This is a genomic window from Streptomyces sp. NPDC002328 (genome assembly GCF_042890065.1).
In the GTDB taxonomy this organism is placed as follows: Bacteria; Actinomycetota; Actinomycetes; order Streptomycetales; family Streptomycetaceae; genus Streptomyces.
The window spans coordinates 86,064-106,729 of record NZ_JBIARQ010000001.1 but is presented as its reverse complement, the minus strand read 5'-3'; the positions used below and the strand labels follow the sequence as shown (position 1 = coordinate 106,729).

At 72.4% G+C, this 20,666-nt stretch carries 19 protein-coding genes; 12 read left to right on the top strand and 7 right to left on the bottom strand.

The window, feature by feature from the left end; all coding sequences use genetic code 11:
• Positions 1-9: 9 nt before the first annotated feature.
• The 7 genes from ACFYX4_RS00505 to ACFYX4_RS00475 all read right to left on the bottom strand — a co-directional run bounded on the left by ACFYX4_RS00505 (position 10) and on the right by ACFYX4_RS00475 (position 7,579).
• Positions 10-1,221, bottom strand: a complete 1,212-nt coding sequence (locus tag ACFYX4_RS00505) for a TerD family protein (RefSeq protein ID WP_389326647.1) — start codon at positions 1,219-1,221, stop codon at positions 10-12.
• A 266-nt stretch (positions 1,222-1,487) separates the two neighbouring features.
• Complete coding sequence (locus ACFYX4_RS00500; protein WP_389323413.1) at positions 1,488-2,477, bottom strand: zinc-dependent alcohol dehydrogenase family protein; 990 nt, start codon at positions 2,475-2,477, stop codon at positions 1,488-1,490.
• Positions 2,474-3,298: a carbohydrate ABC transporter permease gene (locus tag ACFYX4_RS00495; protein WP_389323410.1), complete on the bottom strand. Its 825-nt coding sequence runs from the start codon at positions 3,296-3,298 to the stop codon at positions 2,474-2,476. The genes ACFYX4_RS00500 and ACFYX4_RS00495 overlap by 4 nt, the downstream gene beginning before the upstream one ends.
• Positions 3,295-4,233 carry a carbohydrate ABC transporter permease gene (locus ACFYX4_RS00490; protein ID WP_389323407.1) on the bottom strand — a complete coding sequence of 313 codons (939 nt, stop codon included), beginning with the start codon at positions 4,231-4,233 and terminating at the stop codon, positions 3,295-3,297. Before ACFYX4_RS00490 ends, ACFYX4_RS00495 begins: the two co-directional genes overlap by 4 nt.
• A complete protein-coding gene (locus ACFYX4_RS00485; protein WP_389323404.1) occupies positions 4,230-5,603 on the bottom strand; it encodes an ABC transporter substrate-binding protein in 1,374 nt (457 codons plus the stop codon). The genes ACFYX4_RS00490 and ACFYX4_RS00485 overlap by 4 nt, the downstream gene beginning before the upstream one ends.
• Positions 5,604-5,684: 81 nt before the next feature.
• The gene (locus ACFYX4_RS00480; protein WP_389323401.1) at positions 5,685-6,467 is read right to left on the bottom strand and encodes a DeoR/GlpR family DNA-binding transcription regulator; all 783 of its coding nucleotides are present in this window, start codon (positions 6,465-6,467) and stop codon (positions 5,685-5,687) included.
• 287 nt (positions 6,468-6,754) lie between these two features.
• A complete protein-coding gene (locus tag ACFYX4_RS00475; RefSeq protein WP_389323398.1) occupies positions 6,755-7,579 on the bottom strand; it encodes an NAD-dependent epimerase/dehydratase family protein in 825 nt (274 codons plus the stop codon).
• A 228-nt stretch (positions 7,580-7,807) separates the two neighbouring features.
• Here ACFYX4_RS00475 and ACFYX4_RS00470 point away from each other — a divergent pair, with 228 nt between their 5' ends.
• The 12 genes from ACFYX4_RS00470 to ACFYX4_RS00415 all read left to right on the top strand — a co-directional run bounded on the left by ACFYX4_RS00470 (position 7,808) and on the right by ACFYX4_RS00415 (position 20,619).
• A complete protein-coding gene (locus ACFYX4_RS00470) occupies positions 7,808-8,767 on the top strand; it encodes a 5-dehydro-4-deoxyglucarate dehydratase (RefSeq protein WP_389323395.1) in 960 nt (319 codons plus the stop codon).
• Positions 8,764-9,930, top strand: coding sequence for a hypothetical protein (locus tag ACFYX4_RS00465; RefSeq protein ID WP_389323392.1), 1,167 nt, complete (start codon positions 8,764-8,766; stop codon positions 9,928-9,930). The genes ACFYX4_RS00470 and ACFYX4_RS00465 overlap by 4 nt, the downstream gene beginning before the upstream one ends.
• A gap of 58 nt (positions 9,931-9,988) precedes the next feature.
• Positions 9,989-10,582 (top strand): TIGR03086 family metal-binding protein, encoded by a 594-nt coding sequence (locus tag ACFYX4_RS00460; protein ID WP_389323389.1) that lies wholly within the window; start codon positions 9,989-9,991, stop codon positions 10,580-10,582.
• A gap of 98 nt (positions 10,583-10,680) precedes the next feature.
• Positions 10,681-11,433, top strand: a complete 753-nt coding sequence (locus tag ACFYX4_RS00455) for an MBL fold metallo-hydrolase (protein ID WP_389323386.1) — start codon at positions 10,681-10,683, stop codon at positions 11,431-11,433.
• Between the two features lie 200 nt (positions 11,434-11,633).
• Complete coding sequence (locus tag ACFYX4_RS00450; RefSeq protein ID WP_389323383.1) at positions 11,634-12,299, top strand: GntR family transcriptional regulator; 666 nt, start codon at positions 11,634-11,636, stop codon at positions 12,297-12,299.
• On the top strand, positions 12,296-13,207 hold the full coding sequence (locus ACFYX4_RS00445) for a dihydrodipicolinate synthase family protein (protein ID WP_389323380.1): 912 nt from the start codon (positions 12,296-12,298) through the stop codon (positions 13,205-13,207). The genes ACFYX4_RS00450 and ACFYX4_RS00445 overlap by 4 nt, the downstream gene beginning before the upstream one ends.
• Positions 13,204-14,940 (top strand): L-arabinonate dehydratase, encoded by a 1,737-nt coding sequence (gene araD / locus ACFYX4_RS00440; RefSeq protein ID WP_389323377.1) that lies wholly within the window; start codon positions 13,204-13,206, stop codon positions 14,938-14,940. Before ACFYX4_RS00445 ends, araD begins: the two co-directional genes overlap by 4 nt.
• Positions 14,941-15,077: 137 nt before the next feature.
• Positions 15,078-16,013: a carbohydrate ABC transporter permease gene (locus ACFYX4_RS00435; RefSeq protein ID WP_389323374.1), complete on the top strand. Its 936-nt coding sequence runs from the start codon at positions 15,078-15,080 to the stop codon at positions 16,011-16,013.
• Complete coding sequence (locus tag ACFYX4_RS00430; protein WP_389323371.1) at positions 16,010-16,909, top strand: carbohydrate ABC transporter permease; 900 nt, start codon at positions 16,010-16,012, stop codon at positions 16,907-16,909. Before ACFYX4_RS00435 ends, ACFYX4_RS00430 begins: the two co-directional genes overlap by 4 nt.
• A 109-nt stretch (positions 16,910-17,018) precedes the next feature.
• Entirely contained in the window at positions 17,019-18,209 is a 1,191-nt protein-coding gene (locus ACFYX4_RS00425; protein WP_389323368.1) for a Gfo/Idh/MocA family protein, read from the top strand.
• The gene (locus ACFYX4_RS00420; RefSeq protein ID WP_389323365.1) at positions 18,209-19,057 is read left to right on the top strand and encodes a PmoA family protein; all 849 of its coding nucleotides are present in this window, start codon (positions 18,209-18,211) and stop codon (positions 19,055-19,057) included. The genes ACFYX4_RS00425 and ACFYX4_RS00420 overlap by 1 nt, the downstream gene beginning before the upstream one ends.
• Positions 19,054-20,619: a family 43 glycosylhydrolase gene (locus ACFYX4_RS00415; RefSeq protein ID WP_389323362.1), complete on the top strand. Its 1,566-nt coding sequence runs from the start codon at positions 19,054-19,056 to the stop codon at positions 20,617-20,619. The genes ACFYX4_RS00420 and ACFYX4_RS00415 overlap by 4 nt, the downstream gene beginning before the upstream one ends.
• Positions 20,620-20,666 lie beyond the last annotated feature (47 nt).

Below are 20,666 nucleotides of genomic sequence, written 5' to 3'. Positions count from 1 at the left end.
GGTGGTGGGTCAGAGCGCCTGCGCCGCCGGCTTCACCATGTTCCGGACCGTCCGGGCCTTCACGAACTCGCCCATGGCGGTCATCTCCCACTCGCCGGAGTACTGGCGGATCAGCTTCGCCATCATGACGCCCGTCTGCGGTTCGGCGCTGGTGAGGTCGAAGCGGACCAGCTCCTCGCCGGTCGTGGCGTCCAGCAGCCGGCAGTAGGCCTTCGCCACCTCGGTGAACTTCTGCCCGGAGAACGAGTTCACCGTGAAGACCAGGCCCGTGACCTCCTGCGGGAGACGGCCCAGATCGACGGCGATCACCTCGTCGTCCCCGCCGCCCTCACCGGTGAGGTTGTCCCCGGAGTGCTTGATCGCGCCGCCGACGATGGTCAGCTTGCCGAAGTAGCAGCTGTCGATGTGGTTGCGCTGCGGGCCGTAGGCGATGACCGAGGCGTCCAGGTCGATGTCCCGGCCGCGGTACGCCGGCTCCCAGCCGAGGCCCATCTTGACCTGGGACAGCAGGGGCTGGCCGCCCTTGATGAGGGAGACGGTCTGGTTCTTCTGGAGGCTGACGCGGCCCTTGTCGAGGTTGATCTTGCCGGCGCCGGGAGCGGCGGCGGGCGGCGCCGGGGGAGGCGACTGGGGCATCGGCGGGGCGGCGGCCGCGGGGGTCACGGGGGCGGCGGGAGCCGGGGGAGCGGCGGGCGCGGCGGGCTGGGCGGCCGGTGCGGGCGCGGCCGGTTCCTCCACCGTCACGCCGAAGTCGGTGGCGATGCCGGCCAGACCGTCGGCGTACCCCTGGCCCACCGCCCGGGCCTTCCACGCGCCGTTGCGCAGGTAGATCTCCACGATCACCAGCGCCGTCTCGGCGCCGAGCTGCGGGGGCGTGAAGGTGGCCAGGACGCCGCCGTCGTCCGCGTTGCGGATCGTCGCCGTCGGTTCGATGCCCTGGAACGTCTGCCCCGCGGCGTCCGGGCTCGCGGTGACGACGATCTTCTCGATGCCCGGGGGGACGGCGGCCGTGTCGACCGTGATCGCGTCGGGGGCCGTACCGCCGCCGGAGCGGTACGTCACGCCGGGGCCGTTCGGTTGGTTGTAGAAGATGAAGTCGTCGTCGGAGCGCACCTTGCCGTCGGCGGTGAGCAGCAGGCTCGAGACGTCGAGGCGCACGGGGGCGGTGACGTCCACCGCCACGCGGGTGGCGGAGAGGGGGATGTTCGAGCCGGGGGTCATAGCTGTCATGCCACATGAACGAGCGAGGCCGTTTTGCCGTTCCCTTACCGTCGGCTTTCTCGCCCCCGCCGCCCCTACCCGTCCCGTCCCCGGGGGCTGCGCCCCCAGACCCCCGGCCTATGCCCACCCACCGCCCGATCGGAGGGTGAGGACATGCAGCCCGTCCGGCGTTTGAGGACGAGGCCCGTTCAGGGCCGACAGCGGGGGTCCGGGGGCGCCAGCCCCCGGGGACGGGACGGGAAAGGGCGGCGGGGGCGAGAAAAGCCCTACGGCATCACCAGGATCTTGCGGCCCACCCCCGCCGCGAACTGTTCCAGCGCCTGCGGATACCGGTCCAGCGGAACGCGGTCGCTGATGAACACCTCCGGGTCCAGCACCCCGTTCGCGAACAGCCCCGCCGCCCGCTCGAAGCTGTGGAGGACCGCCATCGACCCCGTGATGGTGATCTCCCGGTTGTAGATCCGGTACGGGTCGATCGTCACCCGCGTCCCGTGGTCCGCCACCCCGAACTGGAGGAACGTGCCCGCCTTGGCCACCCGCTCCAGGCCGTCCTGGATCGCCGCCGCGTTGCCCGTGGCGTCCACGACCACGTCCCACCCCTCGGGCCGGTCCAGCTCGTCCGGGTTCGCCGCCGCCCCGGAGACGCCCAGCCGGCGGGCCGTCTCCAGACGGGACGGGTTCACGTCGACGACGTCGACCCCCGCCGCGCCCGTCCGCTTCGCCAGCTCCAGCATCATCAGCCCCATCGTCCCGGAGCCGTAGATCAGGACGTGCGCCCCGAGGCGGGAGCGCAGCACGTCGTAACCCCGTACCGCGCACGACAGCGGTTCCACCAGCGCCGCGTCCTCGGTGCGGACGTGCTCGGGCAGCTTCACGCAGTTCGCCACGGGCGCCACCGCGAACTGCGCCGCGCCGCCGGCCGTCGTCACGCCGATCGCGCCCCACCGCTCGCACAGGTTGTCGTGGCCCGTGCGGCAGTAGCGGCACTCGTGGCAGTAGAGCGACGGGTCCACCGCGACCCGGTCGCCGACCGCGACCTCCGTGACCCGCGCGCCGACGCCGACCACCTCCCCGGCGAACTCGTGCCCCGGCACGACCGGCAGCTTCGGGGCGAACTCGCCCTGGAGGATGTGCAGATCCGTGCCGCACAGGCCGCATGCCGCGACCTCCACGACGACCTCGCGCGGACCGGGCGCCGGGTCGGGGACCTCGGTGACGACGGCGTGGCCCACGGACTCGATGACGGCGGCCTTCATTTCACGGCTCCCAGGGACAGGCCCTGGACCAGTTTGTCCTGGGCGGCGAACCCCGCGGCGAGCACCGGCAGGGAGATGACGAGCGACGCGGCGCACACCTTGGCCAGGAACAGGCCCTGGCTGGTGATGAAGCCGGTGAGGAAGACGGGCGCGGTCTCCGCGACCACGCCCGTGAGCACCCGGGCGAACAGCAGTTCGTTCCAGCTGAAGATGAAGCAGATCAGGGCCGTCGCGGCGATGCCCGGCAGGGCGATCGGGGCGACCACGCGCGCGAGGACCGTCGGCAGCCGTGCCCCGTCCACCCGCGCCGCCTCGATCACCGCGACCGGTACCTCCGCCAGGAACGACTGCATCATCCAGACGGCGATCGGCAGGTTCATGGAGGTGTAGAGGACGACCAGCAGCCAGATGTTGTCCAGCAGGTCCGCGTCCCTGGCGAACAGGTAGATCGGGAGCAGGCCCGCCACCGCCGGGAGCATCTTGGTGGAGAGGAAGAAGAACAGGACGTCCGTCCACTTGCGCACCGGGCGGATCGACAGCGCGTACGCCGCCGGGAGCGCCAGCAGCAGCACGCACAGGGTCGACGCCACCGACGCCACCGTGGAGTTGACCAGGGACGGCCAGGGGCTCGCCCCGCCGTCCATGCCGAAGAACTCGCGGTAGCCGTCGAGCGTCAGCGCGGCGCCCCACGAGGGAGGGTTGGTCGCCGCGTCCTGCTCGGCGTGGAAGGACGTCAGCGCCATCCACGCGATCGGCAGGAAGAACACGATCCCGGCCAGCCAGGCCACCAGGCCCGGGCCGCTGGAGCGTAGGACCTTCATGCGCGGGACGCCTCCTCGCGGAACAGGGACGAGACGACCCGCAGGGCGAAGGTCGCGATGACGAGGGAGCCGATGACCACCAGGACGCCCGCCGCGGAGGCGAGGCCGTTCTCATGGGCCTGGTAGAAGCTCTGGTAGACGGTGTAGGGCAGGTTCGCCGTGCCCAGGCCGCCGGACGTGATCGTGAAGACCGCGTCGAAGTTCTGCACGATGTAGATCGAGCCGAGCAGGGCGCCCAGCTCCAGGTAGCGGCGCAGGTGCGGCAGCGTCAGATGGCGGAAGATCTGCCAGTCGCTCGCGCCGTCCACCCGCGCGGCCTCGATCTGCTGCTGGTCCCGGCTCTGCAGTCCGGCCAGCAGGATCAGCATCATGAACGGCGTCCACTGCCAGACCAGCGAGGCCTCGACGGCGAGCAGCGGGGTGTCGGAGATCCAGTCGGGCTGCGGGCCGCCCGCATAGTGCAACAGCCCGTTGAGCAGCCCGTATTCGGGGTTGTAGAGCACATGCTTCCAGAGCAGGGCCGCCGCCACCGGCACCACCAGGAACGGCGCGATCAGCAGTGTGCGGACCACGCCACGGCCCTTGAAGCGCCGGTCCAGCAGCAGCGCCAGCAGCAGACCGAGCACCAGACAGGCCAGCACCACCGACGCCGTCAGCAGCACCGTCGTCCACACCGAGCGGCGCAGATCGGCGTCGCCCAGCACCTGGCGGTAGTTGTCCAGGCCGGTGAAGCGGCGGGCGTCGGGGTAGAGCGCGTTCCAGTCGAAGAAGGAGATCACCAGCGTGGCCACGAACGGGAGTTGGGTCACGGCGACCATGAAGATCAGGGCGGGGAGCAGCGGGGCGCGGGTGGCCCAGGCGCGCAGCCGGGCGGAGGGCCGGCGCGGGCGGTGCACGGGGGCGGTGGCCAGGGGGGCCGTCGTCGTCGCGGTCATCGTCCCTCGTACTCCTCGGAGATGCGCTCGGCGAGCTGCTGGGACTTGTTCAGGGCCGACTCGACGGACTGGCGTCCGGCGACGGCCGCGCTGATCTCCTGGGAGACCTTGGTGCCGAGGTCGGTGAACTCGGGTATGCCGACGAACTGGATGCCGGGCGCGGGACGCGGCTGTACGCCGGGGTCGTTCGGGCGGGCGGCCTCGATGGCCTGCCTCGTCATCTCCTGGAAGGCGGCGGCCTCCGCGCGGTAGGCGGGGCGGGCGTACGTCGAAGCGCGTTTGCCGGCCGGGACGTTGGCCCAGCCGAACTCCTCGCCGACCAGCTGCTCGTACTCCTTGCCGGAGGCCCAGGAGACGAACTGCCAGGCCTTGTCGGCGTTGCGGGAGGCGTCCTGGATGCCCCAGGCCCAGGTGTACAGCCAGCCGGAGGACTCGGTGCGCTCGACGGGGGCGGGCGCGTAGCCCACCTTGTCCTTCACCGGGGAGCCGGCGGCCTCCAGGGAGCCGGCGGCGGAGGTGGCGTCGTACCACATGGCCACCTTGCCCTGGGTCATGTTGTTCAGGCATTCGGCGAAGCCGGACTGGGCGGCGCCCGACTCGCCGTGCTCGCGGACCAGTCCGACGTAGAATTCGGTCGCCCTCTTCCACTCGGGGGAGTCCAGCCGGGCGTTCCAGTCCTCGTCGAACCAGGTGCCGCCGAAGGTGTTCACGACGGTCGTGAGGGGGGCCATCACCTCGCCCCAGCCCGGCAGTCCGCGCAGACAGATGCCCTTCATGCCGGGCTCGGCGCCGTCCGCCTTCGCGGCGAGGTCGGCGACCTGGGTCCAGGTGGGGTGCGCCGGCATGGTCAGGCCCGCCTTGGCGAACACGTCCTTGCGGTACATCAGGAAGGACGACTCGCCGTAGAAGGGCTGGCCGTAGAGCTTGCCGTCGTCGCCGGTCAGGGACTCCCGCATCGGTCCGAGGACGTCCCGTTCGTCGTACGCGGGGTCCTTCGCGAGGTGGGAGTCCATCTCGCGCAGCCAGCCGTTGCGGGCGTAGATCGGTATCTCGTAGTTGGAGAGGGTCGCCACGTCGTACTGGCCGGCCTGGTTGGCGAAGTCCTGGCTGATCTTGTCGCGGACGTCGTTCTCGGGCAGGACGGTGAAGTGGACCTGGATGCCGGTCCGTTCGGTGAAGTGGGCGGCGGTGAGCTTCTGGAGCTCCACCATCTGCGGGTTGTTGACCATCAGGACGTTGATCGAGTCGCCGCCGGAACCGGACCCGCCCGCCCCGGCCCAGCAGCCGGAGAGCAGCGGGGCGAGCAGCGTCCCCGCGGCGGCCAGGGCGAGCGTGGCCCGCGGTGGTCGTCGTCGGCTCGGGATGCGCATGAATCGCTCCTGGACATGTGGGGAGATAAGGGGCACAACTGGGTGTGAGGTGGCCGTGGGGGTGTGCCGGGATCCCGGTTCTCAGACCCGGATGACCTGCGGTCCCAGCAGTGAGTAGCGGTGGGCCTCGGGCGCGGGCAGCAGCGTGCTCGTCACGATCGCCTCCAGCGCGCCGACCTCGGCGAACCGGCAGAAGCCGACCGCCCCGAACTTGGTGTGCACGCCCGCGAACACGGTGCGCCGCGCCGCGCGCACGGCCTGCGCCTTGACCTCGCCGACGGCCGGGTCGGGCGTGGTCAGTCCGTGCTCGCGGGTGATGCCGTTGGCGCCGATGTAGGCGAGGTCGAGGACGAACCCGGCCAGCATCTTCGTCGTCCAGTGGTCGACGGTCGCCAGAGTGCCGGCGCGGACCCGGCCGCCCAGCAGCAGGACCGAGACGTTGCCGGTCTCCGCGAGGGCGCCGGCGACCGGCAGGGAGGCGGTGACCACGGTGAGCGGCCGGTCCCGGGGCAGCGCCTCGGCGATGAGCTGCGGGGTGAAGCCCTCGTCGACGAAGACGCTCTCGGCGTCCCCGAGCAGCCCGGCCGCCGCGGCGGCGATCCGGCGTTTCTCGGGCACATGGCTGGTGGCGCGGAACGCGAGGGTCGTCTCGAAGCCGGCGCTCTCCACGGGATAGGCGCCGCCATGGGTGCGGCGCACCAGGCCGTGGTCCTCCAGCGCGCGCAGATCCCGCCGTACGGTCTCCTTCGCCACCCCCAGTGCGGCGGCGAGCCCGGCGACGTCGACCGAGCCGGCGGCCCGCGCGGCCCGCACGATCTCGCGCTGGCGCTCCTCCGCCGTTCTCGGGGCCGTCTCCGGAGCCATCCCGGTCACCTCGCCTTCCCCCGCCGTCGGGCTGCCCGTTCGGGCCCGGTGGGACCCATGGGGGAAGTTCTACAGCCGGTGCGCGGCACTGACCAGGCCTGTTACGGGCCCGATGTCGCCCGGATGCGCCCGTTCGCCGGAGGGCGCGCCCGCCGCGGACCTGCGCGGGCGTGGGGGAGGGCGGCGAAGCGGGCGGCGCGGCTGCCCGAATGCGGCGGCGGACGGGCCCGTTCGGTGCCCGTCCGCCGCCGTGGAGACCTCACACGCGTGCGCGTGCCGCGCGGGTGTCAGTACGGCCAGATCGGCGGGTCGCTGACGAAGTGGCCGCCCAGGCAGGCGTGGGCGATGTTGTCCGGGTCCAGTTCGCCCTGTTCGGCGATCAGCTTCTCGGCGTACGGCTCGGAGTCGTCCCGCGGCTCGTAACCGAGGGCCCGTGCGCTGGTCAGGTCCCACCACAGGCGGGTGTTGGCGGAGGAGCCGTAGACGACGGTGTGGCCGACCTCCTCGGCGGTGAGGGCGGCGTGGAGCAGGCGGGCGCCGTCGGCCGGGCTCATCCACACCGAGAGCATGCGCACGCTGGTCGGCTCGGGGAAGCAGGAGCCGATGCGCACCGACACCGTCTCCAGGCCGTGCTTGTCCCAGTAGAGCTGGGCGAGGTCCTCGCCGAAGGACTTGGACAGGCCGTAGAAGGTGTCCGGGCGGCGCGGGGTGTCGACCGGGATCAGCGCGTCGGGGGCGAGCGGGACCTCGCCCTCGGGGCGGGGGGTGAAGCCCACCGCGTGGTTGGAGGAGGCGAAGACGATCCGGCCGACGCCCTCCTCGCGGGCGGCCTCGTACAGGTGGTAGGTCCCCTCGATGTTCGCCTTGAGGATCTTCTCGAAGGGGGCTTCCAGGGAGATGCCCGCGAGGTGGATGATCGCGTCGACGCCCCGGACGGCCTCCCGGACGGCGTCCCGGTCGGCGAGGTCCGCGACGATCGCGTCCGGCTCGCCCTCGATCGGGCGCAGATCGAGCAGGCGCAGCTCGTAGCCGTAGGCGGGGAGCAGGTCCCGCATCAGGGTGCCGAGGCCGCCGGCGGCGCCGGTGAGCAGGACGGTGCGCGGTGCGGGCATCCCTGGGGTCTCCTTGGATCTCACGGCCGTATGCGTGGACGCTATTCACATGCATGTACACGCTAGGGATCTCGCACGGGCCCAGTCAAGGGCTCGTGAAGTCGACAAGTCGCCTCCCGTGTCGGCGTCCGTGCGCTTGACCGGGCCTGACCGGCTCCCTAGGGTGAACAGCGTTCAGAAATGTGGACATCAGTCAGAAGAATGCACGCCTCGTCTCAGGGAGTGTCCGTGACGCCAGCCCCGCTCGCCACCGCCCCCCTGACCGCCCGCCTCCGCGTGCCCAGCGGACCGCTGTTCTTCCCCGTCACCGCCTTCGGCCAGGACGGCTCGATCGACCTCGACGTCTACCGGGCGCACGTCCGGCGCGGCGTGGAGGCCGGGGCGGCTGCCGTCTTCGCCTGCTGCGGCACCGGCGAGTTCCACGCCCTCACCCCCGAGGAGTTCCAGGACTGCGTCCGGGCGGCGGTGGAGGAGACCGGCGGACGGGTGCCCGTCGTCGCGGGCGCCGGATACGGCACCGCCCTCGCCGTCCGCTACGCCCGGCTCGCGGAGGCGGCCGGCGCGGACGGGCTGCTCGCGATGCCGCCCTACCTCGTCGTCGCCGCCCAGGAGGGGCTGCTGCGCCACTACCGCGAACTCGCCGCGGCCACCGCTCTCCCGGTCATCGTCTACCAGCGCGACAACGCCGTCCTCACCCCCGAGACCGTCGTCGAACTCGCCCGCACCGAGGGGATCATCGGCCTCAAGGACGGCACCGGCGACCTCGACCTCATGCAGCGCATCGTCAGCGCCGTCCGCAGCGAGGTCCCCGGCGACGACTTCCTCTACTTCAACGGCCTGCCGACCGCAGAACAGACCCAGCTCGCCTACCACGGCATCGGCGTCACCCTCTACTCCTCGGCCGTGTTCTGCTTCGCCCCCGAGATCGCCCTCGCCTTCCACCGGGCACTCACCGCCGGCGACCGGGACACCGTCCACCGACTGCTGGACGGCTTCTACCGCCCGCTCGTCGAACTGCGCGCCCTCGGCCGCGGCTACGCCGTCTCCCTCGTCAAGGCCGCCGTACGGATGCGCGGCCTCGACGTGGGCGAAGTACGCCCGCCGCTGCACGAACCGAGCGAGGATCATGTCAAACAGCTCGCCGAGGTGATCGAGCGCGGACACGCGCTGCTGGAGGAGGACCGGTGAAGGCGTCGGCATTCGTCTACCCCTGGGACGTCAACGGGGACCCGGAGGCGCCGGGCCGCATCGCCGCGCTCGGCGTGGCGCAGGCGACGCTCGCCGCCGCCTACCACTCCACCCGCGCCCTCACCCCGCGCCACCCGCGGCACCGGATCGTCACCGCCGAGCACGCGGCCGTGCTGTACCCGACGACGGACGCACGCTGGGAAGGCCGCGCCCCTCGCCCCCACCCGGCCGGCGACTGGGCCCCCGGCGACGCCTACGGCGAGGCCGCCGCCGCGCTCGCGCAGGCGGGTCTGGAGGTGCACACCTGGGTGGTCCTCGCGCACAACTCCCGCCTCGGCGCCGAGCATCCGGACACCTCGGTCGTCAACGCCTACGGCGACCGCTACCCGTGGGCCCCGTGCATCGCGCAGCCCGCCACGCGCGCGTACCTCGTCGACCTCGCCGCCGAGGCCGCCGTACGGCCGGGCGCGGCCGGCACGGAGCTGGAGTCCCTCGGCTGGTACGGCCTCCAGCACCTGCACGCCCACGACAAGACGTCCGGCGTCGCCCTCGGGGACGCCGGGCAGTACCTGATGTCGCTCTGCTTCTGCCCGTCCTGCCGGCAGGGCTACGACGCGCGCGGACTGGACGCCGACCGCCTGGCGGACTCCGTGCGGACCGCGCTGGAGCCGCTCTGGCAGGGGGCGTCCGACGACGGGGACTGGGCGGGCGTCGAGCGGCTGCTCGGGGAGGAGACCGCGCGGGCCACGCGCGCGTGGCGCGAGGCGACCGCCCGCACGCTCCAGGAGACGGCGGTCGCGGCCGTCCGCGCGGCGGCGCCCGAGGGCTTCCAGGTGCTGCTGCACGCCGACCCCGTGTCCCACCACGTGGGCGCCAACCCGGGCGTCGACCCCGCGCACGCCCTGTCCGTCGCGGACGGCGTGGTCGTCCCCTGCGCGGGCGGCCCCGCCCTGCTCACGCCCTTCGCCGAGCAGGGCCGCGACGGGGCCGTGCTCGCCGCCAACCTCCAGATCGTCTCCGGCATGGACGGCAGCCCCGGCACTCTCGCGGCCGACGCGGCACGCGCGCGTGAACTCGGGGCCACCGAGCTGCGGCTGTACCACGCCGGACTGGCGTCGGACGGCGACCTGGAAGCGGTGCGCAAGGGGCTCGCCGAGCTCTGAGCCCGACACCTGTCCCGGCGGGGCGATGAGTTCGCGGACCGCCGCCGGTCTACCTCTCATGACCGACATCACCACCACTCTCGATCTCGCACCGCAGGCCCGGATCGTCGCGCGGCTCGCCGAGGCGGTCCGCGACGAGCAGCTCGCGAGCCGCACACCCTGCCCGGAGTACGCCGTACGGCACCTGCTCGCGCATCTGACGGGCCTCGCCGTCGCCTTCCGGGACGCCGGACGCAAGGAGCTGGGCGCCACCACCGACACCAGCCCGGAGGCGGCCCTGCCCGACCTCGCCCCCGGCTGGCGCGAGGAGCTGCCCGAAGCGCTCGCCGGGCTCGCCGACGCCTGGCGCGACCCCGCCGCCTGGACCGGCATGACCCGCGCGGGCGGCATCGACCTTCCCGGCGACATCGCCGGCGCCGTGGCCGCCGACGAACTGGTCGTCCACGGATGGGACCTGGCGCGGGCCACCGGACAGTCGTACGCGCCCGACCCGGCGGCGCTTCGGGCGTCCCACGCGTTCCTGCGGGCCGCCGCCGAGGACGACGACCGCGGCGGCGGCATCTTCGGACCCGTCGTCCCCGTCCCGCCGGACGCCCCGCTGCTCGACCGGACCGTCGGACTGAGCGGGCGCGACCCCGGCTGGACGCCGTAGACACACCAGTAGACGCACCCCTAGACGCACCGATGAGCACGGCGTAGACGGACGTAATCAGGGCGCGTCGGGCGGGGGCGAAACGTACGCTCCCCACCATGCCCCTCAGCCTCACCGTCCTCGGCACCGCCTCCCCGCATCCGGAGCCGGGCCGCCCCTGCTCCGGGTATCTGCTGCGCGGCGGGGGCGCCGAGGTGTGGGTGGACGCGGGCACCGGCACGTTCGCCGAATTGCAACGGCACACGGATCCGCGGCGGCTCACCGCGATCTGGATCTCCCATCTGCACGCCGACCACTGCGCCGACCTGCTCGCCCTCGTGTACGCGTACGCGTTCGGCGGCCTCACCCCGCCGGCCCCCGTCCCGGTGTACGCGCCGAGGGACTGCGCCCGGCGGCTCGCCGCGTTCTTCGGGCAGCCGGACGCCCGGTTCCTGACCGGCATCCTCGACTTCCGCGCCCTGTACGACGGCCATACCGTACGGCACTGGAACCTGCGGCTCACCTCCCGCGCGGTGGTCCACGACACCGAGGCGTACGGGCTGCGCGCCGAATGCCAGGGGAGCGTCCTCGCGTACTCCGGGGACAGCGGGCCGTGCGGAGCGCTCGCCGAACTCGCCTCCGGCGCGGACCTGTTCCTGTGCGAGGCGGACATCGACCGGCATCGCGAAGGCGAACAGGTGCATCTCACCCCCGAGGACGCCGGGGAGGCGGCCCGGCAGGCCGGGGTGCGCGAACTCGTCGTCACCCATGTGGGGCCCACGCTCACCCGGGAGAACGCGATCGCGCGGGCCGCCGCCGCGTTCGGCGGCCCCGCCCGCACCGCGTACGAGGGCGACACCATCCCCCTCTGAGGCCCCCGCTGAAGCCCCCCGGCCCGCTGAAGCCGTCCGGCACTTTGAAGCCACCCGGCCCTTTGAGCCATCCCGCAACTTCTCTTGTCAGAAGCATTGACGAAACCTTGGGCCCCTCCTAACTTCAACGCGTCGTACTTCGTACGTCATATATGAGACGCGATACGCGAGATCAGATACGCGACATCCGAGAGGCGCGCATGACCTCTGTGCCCACGCCGATCCCGTCCCGCACGCAGTACGTGCTGGAGGAGATCAAACGCCGCATCCTCACCGGGCAGTTGACGCCGGGCCAGGCGCTGGTCGAGACCGAGCTCGCCGCACAGTTCGGGGTCTCCAAGACCCCCGTGCGGGAGGCGCTCAAGACCCTCGCCGGCACCGGCCTGGTCGTCATGAGCCAGTACAAGGGCGTCACGGTGCGCATGGTGGACGCGGACATGGCGCGCGAGGTCTACGACGTACGGCTGCTCCTCGAACCCGAGGCGCTGAAGCGGGCGGTGCGGCGCGGGGCGTCCCTGGACGCCGCCCGCTCCGCGCTGACCAGGGCGGACAGGGCCACCGACACGGCCGAACGCTCCCTGGCCAACCGGGAGTTCCACCGCGCCCTCTACCTGCCCTGCGGCAACCCGCTGCTCGGCCGGATGCTCGACGAGGTCCGCGACCAGGCCGCCCTGGTCTCCGCCGTCGCCTGGGCCGCCTCGCCCTCCTGGGAGCGGGAGGCCGGCGAGCACCGCGAGATCCTGCGGCTCGCCCTCGACGGCGACGCGGACGGCGCGGCCCGCGCCCTGCACGCCCACATCGCGTCGTTCGTACGGCGGGCGTTCCCCGAGGCCGGGGAAGCCCAGGGAGAGGAAGGTCAGCGATGAGCAGCGTGGCGTTCGAGGCCCAGCGTGCGGCCCTGGCCGACGTGGTGGCCATCCCGGTGACCCCGTTCGCCGAGGACGGCTCCGTCGACCGGGACGTCCACCGGGCCCTGCTGCGCCGGCTGCTCGACGGCGGCGTCACCACCCTCACCCCCAACGGCAACACCGGCGAGTTCTACGCCCTCACCCCCGAGGAGCGCCGGCTGGTCACCGAGCTGACCGTGGACGAGGCCGGCGCCCGGGCCGTGATCCTGGTCGGCGTCGGGCACGACGTCCCCACCGCCGTCGCCTCCGCCCGGCACGCCCGCGAGCTGGGCGCGCAGATGGTGATGGTCCACCAGCCCGTCCACCCCTACGTCTCGCAGAGCGGCTGGGTCGACTACCACCGCGCCATCGCCGAGGCCGTGCCCGAGCTGGGCGTCGTCCCGTACATCCGCAACGCGCAGCTCTCCGGGCTCCGGCTCGCCGAGCTGGCCGACGCCTGCCCGAACGTGATCGGTGTGAAGTACGCCGTCCCGGACGCCGCCCGCTTCGCCGCCTTCGCGCGGGACGCCGGGCTGGAGCGGTTCGTCTGGGTCGCGGGCCTCGCCGAGCCGTACGCCCCCTCCTACTTCTCCGCGGGCGCCACCGGCTTCACCTCGGGCCTGGTGAACGTCGCCCCGGCCGTCTCGCTGAACATGATCGAGGCGCTGCGCTCCGGCGACTACCGGGCCGCGATGAAGGTCTGGGAGCAGATCCGCCGCTTCGAGGAGCTGCGCGCCGCCAACGGCTCCGCCAACAACGTCACCGTCGTCAAGGAGGCCCTAGCCTCCCTCGGGCTGTGCCGGCGCGAGGTCCGCCCGCCGAGCCGGCCGCTGCCCGAGGACGAGCGCGCCGAGGTCGCCGCCATCGCCGCCGGGTGGTCCATATGACCGACGACGCCCGGAAGCGCCCCGAGGAGCTGCGCAGCCACCAGTGGTACGGCACCGACGGGCTGCGCTCCTTCAGCCACCGCGCCCGCACCCGCCAGCTCGGCTACCTGCCCGAGGAGCACCTCGGCAAGCCGGTCATCGCGATCCTCAACACCTGGTCGGACATCAACCCCTGTCATGTACACCTCCGTGACCGGGCGCAGGCGGTCAAGCGGGGTGTGTGGCAGGCGGGCGGCTTCCCCCTGGAGTTCCCCGTCTCGACCCTCTCGGAGACCTTCCAGAAGCCGACCCCGATGCTCTACCGCAACCTCCTCGCGATGGAGACCGAGGAGCTGCTGCGTTCCTACCCGGTCGACGGGGCGGTGCTGATGGGCGGCTGCGACAAGACGACCCCCGCCCTGCTCATGGGGGCGTCGAGCGTCGACCTGCCCACCGTGTTCGTGCCCGCCGGGCCGATGCTGCCGGGCCACTGGCGGGGCGAGGTCCTCGGCTCCGGCACCGACATGTGGAAGTACTGGGACGACAAGCGGGCCGGCCTCATCGGCGACTGCGAGATGACCGAACTGGAGAGCGGCCTCGCCCGCTCGCCCGGCCACTGCATGACGATGGGCACGGCCTCCACGCTGACCGCCGCCGCCGAGGTGCTCGGCGTGACGGTCCCGGGGGCGTCGAGCATCCCCGCCGTCGACTCGGGACACGACCGGATGGCCGCCGCGGCGGGCCTGCGCATCGTCGAACTGGTCCACAAGGGCCGGACGTTGAACGACATCCTCACCCCGGACGCCTTCGAGGACGCCGTCACCACCGTCCTCGGCCTCGGCGGCTCCACCAACGCGGTGATCCATCTGATCGCCATGGCGGGCCGGGCCGGCGTCGCGCTCACCCTCGACGACTTCGACCGCATCGCCCGCACGGTCCCCGTCCTCGCCAACGTGCGCCCCGGCGGCCAGAAGTACCTGATGGAGGACTTCCACTTCGCGGGCGGCCTGCCCGGCTTCCTCTCCCGGATCCCGGACCTGCTCCACCTGGACCGCCCGACCGTCGCCCACGACACCCTGCGCGAGCAGATCGCCGGCGCGCGGGTGCACCACGACGACGTGATCCGGCCCCGGGACAACCCGGTCGCGGACGAGGGCGGGGTCGCCGTCCTGCGCGGCAACCTCTGCCCGGACGGCGCCGTCATCAAGCACATCGCCGCCGAGGGGCACCTGCTCAAGCACACCGGCCCCGCGGTCGTCTTCGACGACTACCGGACCATGCAGCGCACCATCAACGACCCGGCGCTGGGCATCACCGCCGACAGCGTCCTCGTCCTGCGCAACGCCGGCCCCAAGGGCGGTCCGGGCATGCCCGAGTACGGCATGCTCCCGATCCCCGACCATCTGCTCAAGCAGGGCGTGCGGGACATGGTCCGCATCTCCGACGCCCGTATGAGCGGCACGAGTTACGGCGCCTGCGTGCTGCACGTGGCACCCGAGTCGTACGTCGGCGGACCGCTCGCGCTGGTGCGCACCGGTGACTCGATCACCCTGGACGTGCAGGCGCGCTCACTTCAACTCAACGTGAACGAGGAGGAGTTGGAGAGTCGTCGGGCGGAGTGGACGCCGCCGCCCGTGCGGTACGAGCGCGGTTACGGCGCGCTCTACAACGAACAGATCACCCAGGCCGACACCGGCTGCGACTTCGAGTTCCTGGCCCGCCCGGGCAAGGTGCAGGACCCCTACGCGGGCTGAACCGCCGCAGCACCCGCACGACTCGGCACACCCATGCGCAGAGAGAAAGCGCTTCCCGCGCCACGCGTGACACACGCACCACGCACCACGCGCACGCCCGCACCACGTACGACGACGTACCAGAACGGAGAACTGTCATGGCCCAAGCCGCAGCCGTGGCGAAACCGCCCGCGCCACCCCGGCGGCGCCGTACCTCCGCCACGCCGCGCAGGCTGCCGTACCTGCTGATCGCACCGGCGGCCCTGCTCATGCTGGGCTTCATCGCCTACCCGGTCATCAGCGTCTTCTACTACAGCCTCCAGAACTACAACCCCACCAAGCCGTGGCGGAACGGATACGCGGGCTTCGACAACTTCGTCCACGCCTTCACCGAGGACCCCGTCTTCTGGGACACGCTGACCTTCAGCGCCAAGTGGGTCCTCGTCGAGGTGTCGCTCCAACTGCTGTTCGGCCTCGCGCTGGCGCTGATCGTCAACCAGACCTTCGTGGGGCGGGCGCTGGGACGCGCCCTGGTCTTCTCCCCGTGGGCCGTCTCCGGCGTGCTGACCTCCGCGATCTGGGTGCTCCTCTACAACTCCCAGACGGGCATCACCCGTTACCTCGCCGACGTGGGCATCGGCTCCTACGGCACCAGCTGGCTGTCGGACACCTCCACCGTCTTCCCGGCGGCGATCGTCGCCGACCTGTGGCGAGGCGTGCCCTTCTTCGCGATCCTCATCCTCGCCGACCTCCAGTCCGTCTCGAAGGACCTGTACGAGGCCGCCGAGGTCGACGGGGCCGGCCGGCTCCAGCAGTTCTGGCACATCACGCTGCCGCACCTGAAGGACGCCATCGTCCTGTCCACGCTGCTGCGCGCGGTGTGGGAGTTCAACAACGTCGACCTGCTCTACACCCTGACCGGCGGCGGACCCGCGGGCGAGACCACGACCCTCCCGCTCTACATCGCCAACACCAGCGTCGACGCCCACAACTTCGGCTACGCGTCCGCGCTCACCACGGTCGCGTTCGTGATCCTGCTCTTCTGCTCGATGGTCTACCTGCGGCTGAGCAAGTTCGGAAGGGAGGCCAAGTGATCACCAAGGAGGCCACCGAGGCGGCGCCCACGCCCGTGAGCGCCCCCGCCGCGCCCGAGCAGCGGCCGCACGGCAAGAACCGCTCCTGGGACGAGGTCCCGCGCTGGCAGATCTATCTGCCCCTGTCGGTCTACCTCGTCTTCACCCTGATCCCCTTCTACTGGATCCTGCTCTTCGCGCTCCGCCCGGCCGGCTCGACCTCCCTCGTGCCCTGGCCGATCACCCTCGACCACTTCGAGAAGGTCTGGACGGAACGCAGCTTCGGCACCTACTTCCAGAACAGCCTGCTCGTCGGCGTCGCCACCCTGGTGATGACGACGCTGGTCGCGCTGGCCGGCGGCTACGCCCTCGCCCGCTTCGACTTCAAGATCAAGCAGGGCTTCATGCTGGCGCTGCTGTGCTCCCAGTTCGTGCCGGGCGCTCTGCTGCTGGTCCCGCTGTTCGAGATCTTCGCCGAACTCCAGATGATCAACTCGCTGGGCAGCGTCATCCTCGCCGAGACGGTCTTCCAGCTGCCGCTGTCGATGATCCTGATCAGCAACTTCATCAAGAACGTGCCGTACTCGCTGGAGGAGGCGGCCTGGGTCGACGGCTGCAACCGTATGACGGCCTTCCGGATCGTGGTGCTGCCGCTGCTGCGGCCCGGTCTGATCGCCGTCGGCTCCTTCGCCTTCGTGCACTCCTGGAACCACTTCCTGTTCGCCCTGATGTTCCTCAACAACCAGGACAAGCAGACGATCCCGGTCGGCCTCAACACCCTGATGAGCGCCGACAGCGTCGACCTGGGCGCGCTCGCCGCGGGCGGCATCATCGCCGCCGTCCCCGTGGTGATCGTCTTCGCCTTCATCCAGAAGTGGCTGATCACCGGCTTCAGCGCGGGGGCGGTGAAGGGATGAGCGAGCGCACGGCGGACGGCGGCCGGACGCCTACCCTGCACACAAAGATCGACAGCGCCGCGGCGGCCGACCGCGAGGCGGCACGCGGCGCGGGCGCAGGGAGGATCCCATGAGCACCGCAGCACCGACGAACGCACCGGTCCCGATCGTCCTCGCGGGCGCGCGCGGCCACGGCCGCTGGCACCTGGACAACATCCGCCGGCTCCAGGACAAGGGCATCGTCCGTCTCGCGGGAGTCTGCGAGCTGACCCCGCTCACCCCGGACGAGATCCCGGAGGGCCTCGGCACGCCCGAGCAGTCCGGCGACTTCGGCGCGCTCCTCGACTCCACCGGCGCCCGGATCGCCGTGATCTGCACCCCGATCCCCACCCACACCGACCTGGCCCTGACCGCGGCCCGCCGGGGCGTCCACCTGCTGCTGGAGAAGCCCCCGGCCCCGTCGTACGCCGAGTTCCGGCGGATGGCGGACGGAGTCGCCGAGGCGGGCGTGGTCTGCCAGATCGGCTTCCAGTCCCTCGGCTCGCACGCTGTGCCCGCCATCCGGCGGCTCATCGCCGAAGGGGCCGTCGGCGAGGTCGTCGGGGTCGGCGGGGCCGGCGCCTGGGCCCGTGCGGAGACCTACTTCCGGCGCGCCCCCTGGGCCGGCAAGCGACGGCTGAACGGCGTCGACGTGATCGACGGCGCCCTCACCAACCCGCTCGCGCACGCCGTCGCCACCGCCCTCGCGCTGGCCGGCGTCACCCGCGCCGAGGACGTCGCCGGCATCGAGACCGAGCTGGCGCACGCCAACGACATCGAGTCCGACGACACCTCCTGCGTCCGCGTCACCACCCCCGACGGGCTGCCCCTCGTCGTCGCCGCCACGCTCTGCGCCGAGGACCCGGACGACCCCTACGTCCTCGTCCACGGCAGCCGCGGCCGGATCACCTACTGGTACAAGCAGGACCGCGTCCTGCTCCAGCGCGCCGGCCACGGCCCCGAGGAGTTCGAGCACGGCCGCACCGACCTGCTGGAGAACCTCGTCGACCACCTCACCGACGGCGCGGACCTGCTCGTCCCGCCCGCCGCGACCGAGGCGTTCATGCGGGTCGTCGAGGCGATCCGGGTCGCCCCCGATCCGGTGCGGCTGCCCGAGGACGCCTGGCGCCTGCTGCCCGACGAGGGCCGCCGCGTGGTCCCCGGGGCCGACGGGCTGGTGGCCGCCGCCGCCGACACCCTCACGCTGTTCTCCGAGCTCGGCGCTTCCTGGGCGCACCCGACCACCTACCCGAGCGCGCATCCGAAAGAGGTGATCACCTGATGACGGCACCCGACGCACCGCTCGTCCTGCGCGTCGCGGGCCGCCCCGTCGGCCGCTATGTCACCCGGCCGGAGCTGCCCGCACGGCTCTCCCCGCGCCCCTACCTGCACCCCGTCACCACCCTGGCCGGCACGGCGGTCACCGAACTGAGCCCCGCCGACCACACCCACCACCTCGGCGTCGGTGTCGCCGTTCCCGACGTCGAGGGGTTCAACTTCTGGGGCGGCCGCACCTACGTCCGCGACCAGGGCCCCACCGAGCTCGACAACCACGGCGCCCAGCGGCACACCGCGTTCCAACTCCGCGACCCCGACGGGCTGGTGGAGGAACTGCGCTGGGTCGCCGCCGGAGCCGAGCTGCTGCGCGAGCGACGCACGGTCGCGGCCAGCGAACTCACCGACAGCGCCTGGGCGTTGGACTTCACCTTCTCCCTCACCAACGTCACCCCCGACCCGCTGTCCATCGGCAGCCCCGCCACCAACGGCCGCCCCGGCGCCGCCTACGGAGGCTTCTTCTGGCGCGCCCGCAAGGAGGCGTCGGCGCCGGACGTGTTCACCGCCACGACCGAGGGCGAGACGGCGGTCCACGGCGAGCGCGCCGAATGGCTCGCCCTGGCCGGCGCGGACTGGACCCTCGTCTTCGCGGGCGCCACCGACACCACCCGCCGCGACCCCTGGTTCGTGCGCACCGCCGAATACCCGGGCGTCGGCTCCTCCCTCGCCTCGGCACAGCGGCTGGCGATCGCCCCCGGCGACACGGCCGTCCGGCGGATCGTCACCGTCGTCGCCGACGGCCGGCTGCGCCGCGACGAGGCGGCCTCCCTGGTCCGGAAGGCGGTCAGCCAGTGACCGGCGAGACCTACACCAACCCGGTGCTGGACGCCGACTGGTCCGACCCGGACGTCGTGCGCGTCGGCGACGACTTCTACCTCACCGCCTCCAGCTTCGGCCGCGCCCCCGGCCTGCCCCTGCTGCACTCGCGCGACCTGGTCAACTGGACCCTGGTCGGCCATGCCCTCGAACGCCTCGAACCGGCACGGGAGTTCACCTCACCCCGCCACGACTGCGGAGTGTGGGCGCCCTCGCTGCGGCACAGCCACGACCGCTTCTGGATCTTCTGGGGCGACCCCGACCAAGGCATCTTCCAGGTCAACGCCCCCGAGATCAGGGGCCCTTGGACCCGGCCGCATCTGGTGAAGCAGGGCAAGGGCCTGATCGACCCGTGCCCCCTGTGGGACGACGAGACAGGCGAGGCCTACCTCGTCCACGCCTGGGCCAAGTCTCGCTCCGGCGTCAAGAACCGCCTCACCGGCCACCGGATGCACCCCGACGGGACCTCCCTGCTCGACGAGGGCCGGCTGATCGTCGACGGCGACGACATCCCCGGCTGGTTCACCCTCGAAGGCCCCAAGCTCTACCGCCACGACGGCTGGTACTGGATCCTCGCGCCCGCCGGGGGAGTGGAGACCGGCTGGCAGGGCGCCTTCCGCTCCCGGGACTTCTTCGGCCCCTACGAGGAGAGGATCGTCCTGGAGCAGAAGGACACCGAGGTCAACGGCCCCCACCAGGGCGGCTGGGTGCGCACCCCGGCCGGCGAGGACTGGTTCCTGCACTTCCAGCAGCGCGGCGCGTACGGCAGGGTCGTCCACCTCCAGCCGATGCGCTGGGGAGTCGACGGCTGGCCGGTGCTGGGCGACGAGGGCGCCCCCGTCACCGTCCACCGGCGGCCCGACCTGCCCCCGCAGCCGCCCGCCGCGCCCGCCGCCGACGACGACTTCCCCGGCGGACGCTTCGGCCGCCAGTGGAGCTGGACGGCCAACCCGCGCGACGGCTGGTCCACCCACCACTCCGGCGACGGACTGCGCCTGAGCTGCGTCCGCACCCACGACGCGCACGACCTGCGCAAGCTGCCGCACATCCTCACCCAGCGGCTGCCCGGCTCCCCGTCCGCCGTCGAGGTCGAACTCGAGCTGCACGGCGAGGAGCCCGGCGCGCGGGCCGGACTCGCGGTCCTCGGGGACGCCTTCTCCTGGATCGGGCTGCAACGCGCCGCCGACGGGACGGTCCAGCTCGTGCACCGGTTCGCCGAGACCGTCGCCGAGCGGGAGCGGGACGCCGACCGGCCGCGGCTCGCGCCCGGCGGACGCGTCCGGCTGCGCGTCGAGATCGGCGCCGGCGCGCGCTGCCGCTTCGCCCACGACCTCGGCGACGGCCTCCGCCCCTCCGGCCCCGTCTTCGCCGCCGCGCCGTGGCGCTGGGTCGGCGCGCAGCTCGGCCTGTTCGCCCTCGCCCCGGACGGACCCGGGCACGCCGGGGCGGCCACGTTCTCGCACTTCCGGATCAGCCCCCTCCGCGCCGACGCACCGCCTCCGACCGCACCGCCTGTGACCGCACCGTCCCTGAACGCCTGACGACCCGAGCGCCCTGACAAGCAGAACGCCTGACCATCCGAACGCCT

Coding starts and splice junctions, on each gene's coding strand:
- ACFYX4_RS00455 (WP_389323386.1), top strand. CDS start 10,681: ATGCCCCTCAGCCTCACCGTCCTCGGCACCGCCTCCCCGCATCCGGAG.
- ACFYX4_RS00460 (WP_389323389.1), top strand. CDS start 9,989: ATGACCGACATCACCACCACTCTCGATCTCGCACCGCAGGCCCGGATC.
- ACFYX4_RS00480 (WP_389323401.1), bottom strand. CDS start 6,467: ATGGCTCCGGAGACGGCCCCGAGAACGGCGGAGGAGCGCCAGCGCGAG.
- ACFYX4_RS00485 (WP_389323404.1), bottom strand. CDS start 5,603: ATGCGCATCCCGAGCCGACGACGACCACCGCGGGCCACGCTCGCCCTG.
- ACFYX4_RS00450 (WP_389323383.1), top strand. CDS start 11,634: ATGACCTCTGTGCCCACGCCGATCCCGTCCCGCACGCAGTACGTGCTG.
- ACFYX4_RS00500 (WP_389323413.1), bottom strand. CDS start 2,477: ATGAAGGCCGCCGTCATCGAGTCCGTGGGCCACGCCGTCGTCACCGAG.
- ACFYX4_RS00505 (WP_389326647.1), bottom strand. CDS start 1,221: ATGACCCCCGGCTCGAACATCCCCCTCTCCGCCACCCGCGTGGCGGTG.
- ACFYX4_RS00445 (WP_389323380.1), top strand. CDS start 12,296: ATGAGCAGCGTGGCGTTCGAGGCCCAGCGTGCGGCCCTGGCCGACGTG.
- ACFYX4_RS00425 (WP_389323368.1), top strand. CDS start 17,019: ATGAGCACCGCAGCACCGACGAACGCACCGGTCCCGATCGTCCTCGCG.
- ACFYX4_RS00420 (WP_389323365.1), top strand. CDS start 18,209: ATGACGGCACCCGACGCACCGCTCGTCCTGCGCGTCGCGGGCCGCCCC.
- ACFYX4_RS00490 (WP_389323407.1), bottom strand. CDS start 4,233: ATGACCGCGACGACGACGGCCCCCCTGGCCACCGCCCCCGTGCACCGC.
- ACFYX4_RS00495 (WP_389323410.1), bottom strand. CDS start 3,298: ATGAAGGTCCTACGCTCCAGCGGCCCGGGCCTGGTGGCCTGGCTGGCC.
- araD (WP_389323377.1), top strand. CDS start 13,204: ATGACCGACGACGCCCGGAAGCGCCCCGAGGAGCTGCGCAGCCACCAG.
- ACFYX4_RS00475 (WP_389323398.1), bottom strand. CDS start 7,579: ATGCCCGCACCGCGCACCGTCCTGCTCACCGGCGCCGCCGGCGGCCTC.
- ACFYX4_RS00435 (WP_389323374.1), top strand. CDS start 15,078: ATGGCCCAAGCCGCAGCCGTGGCGAAACCGCCCGCGCCACCCCGGCGG.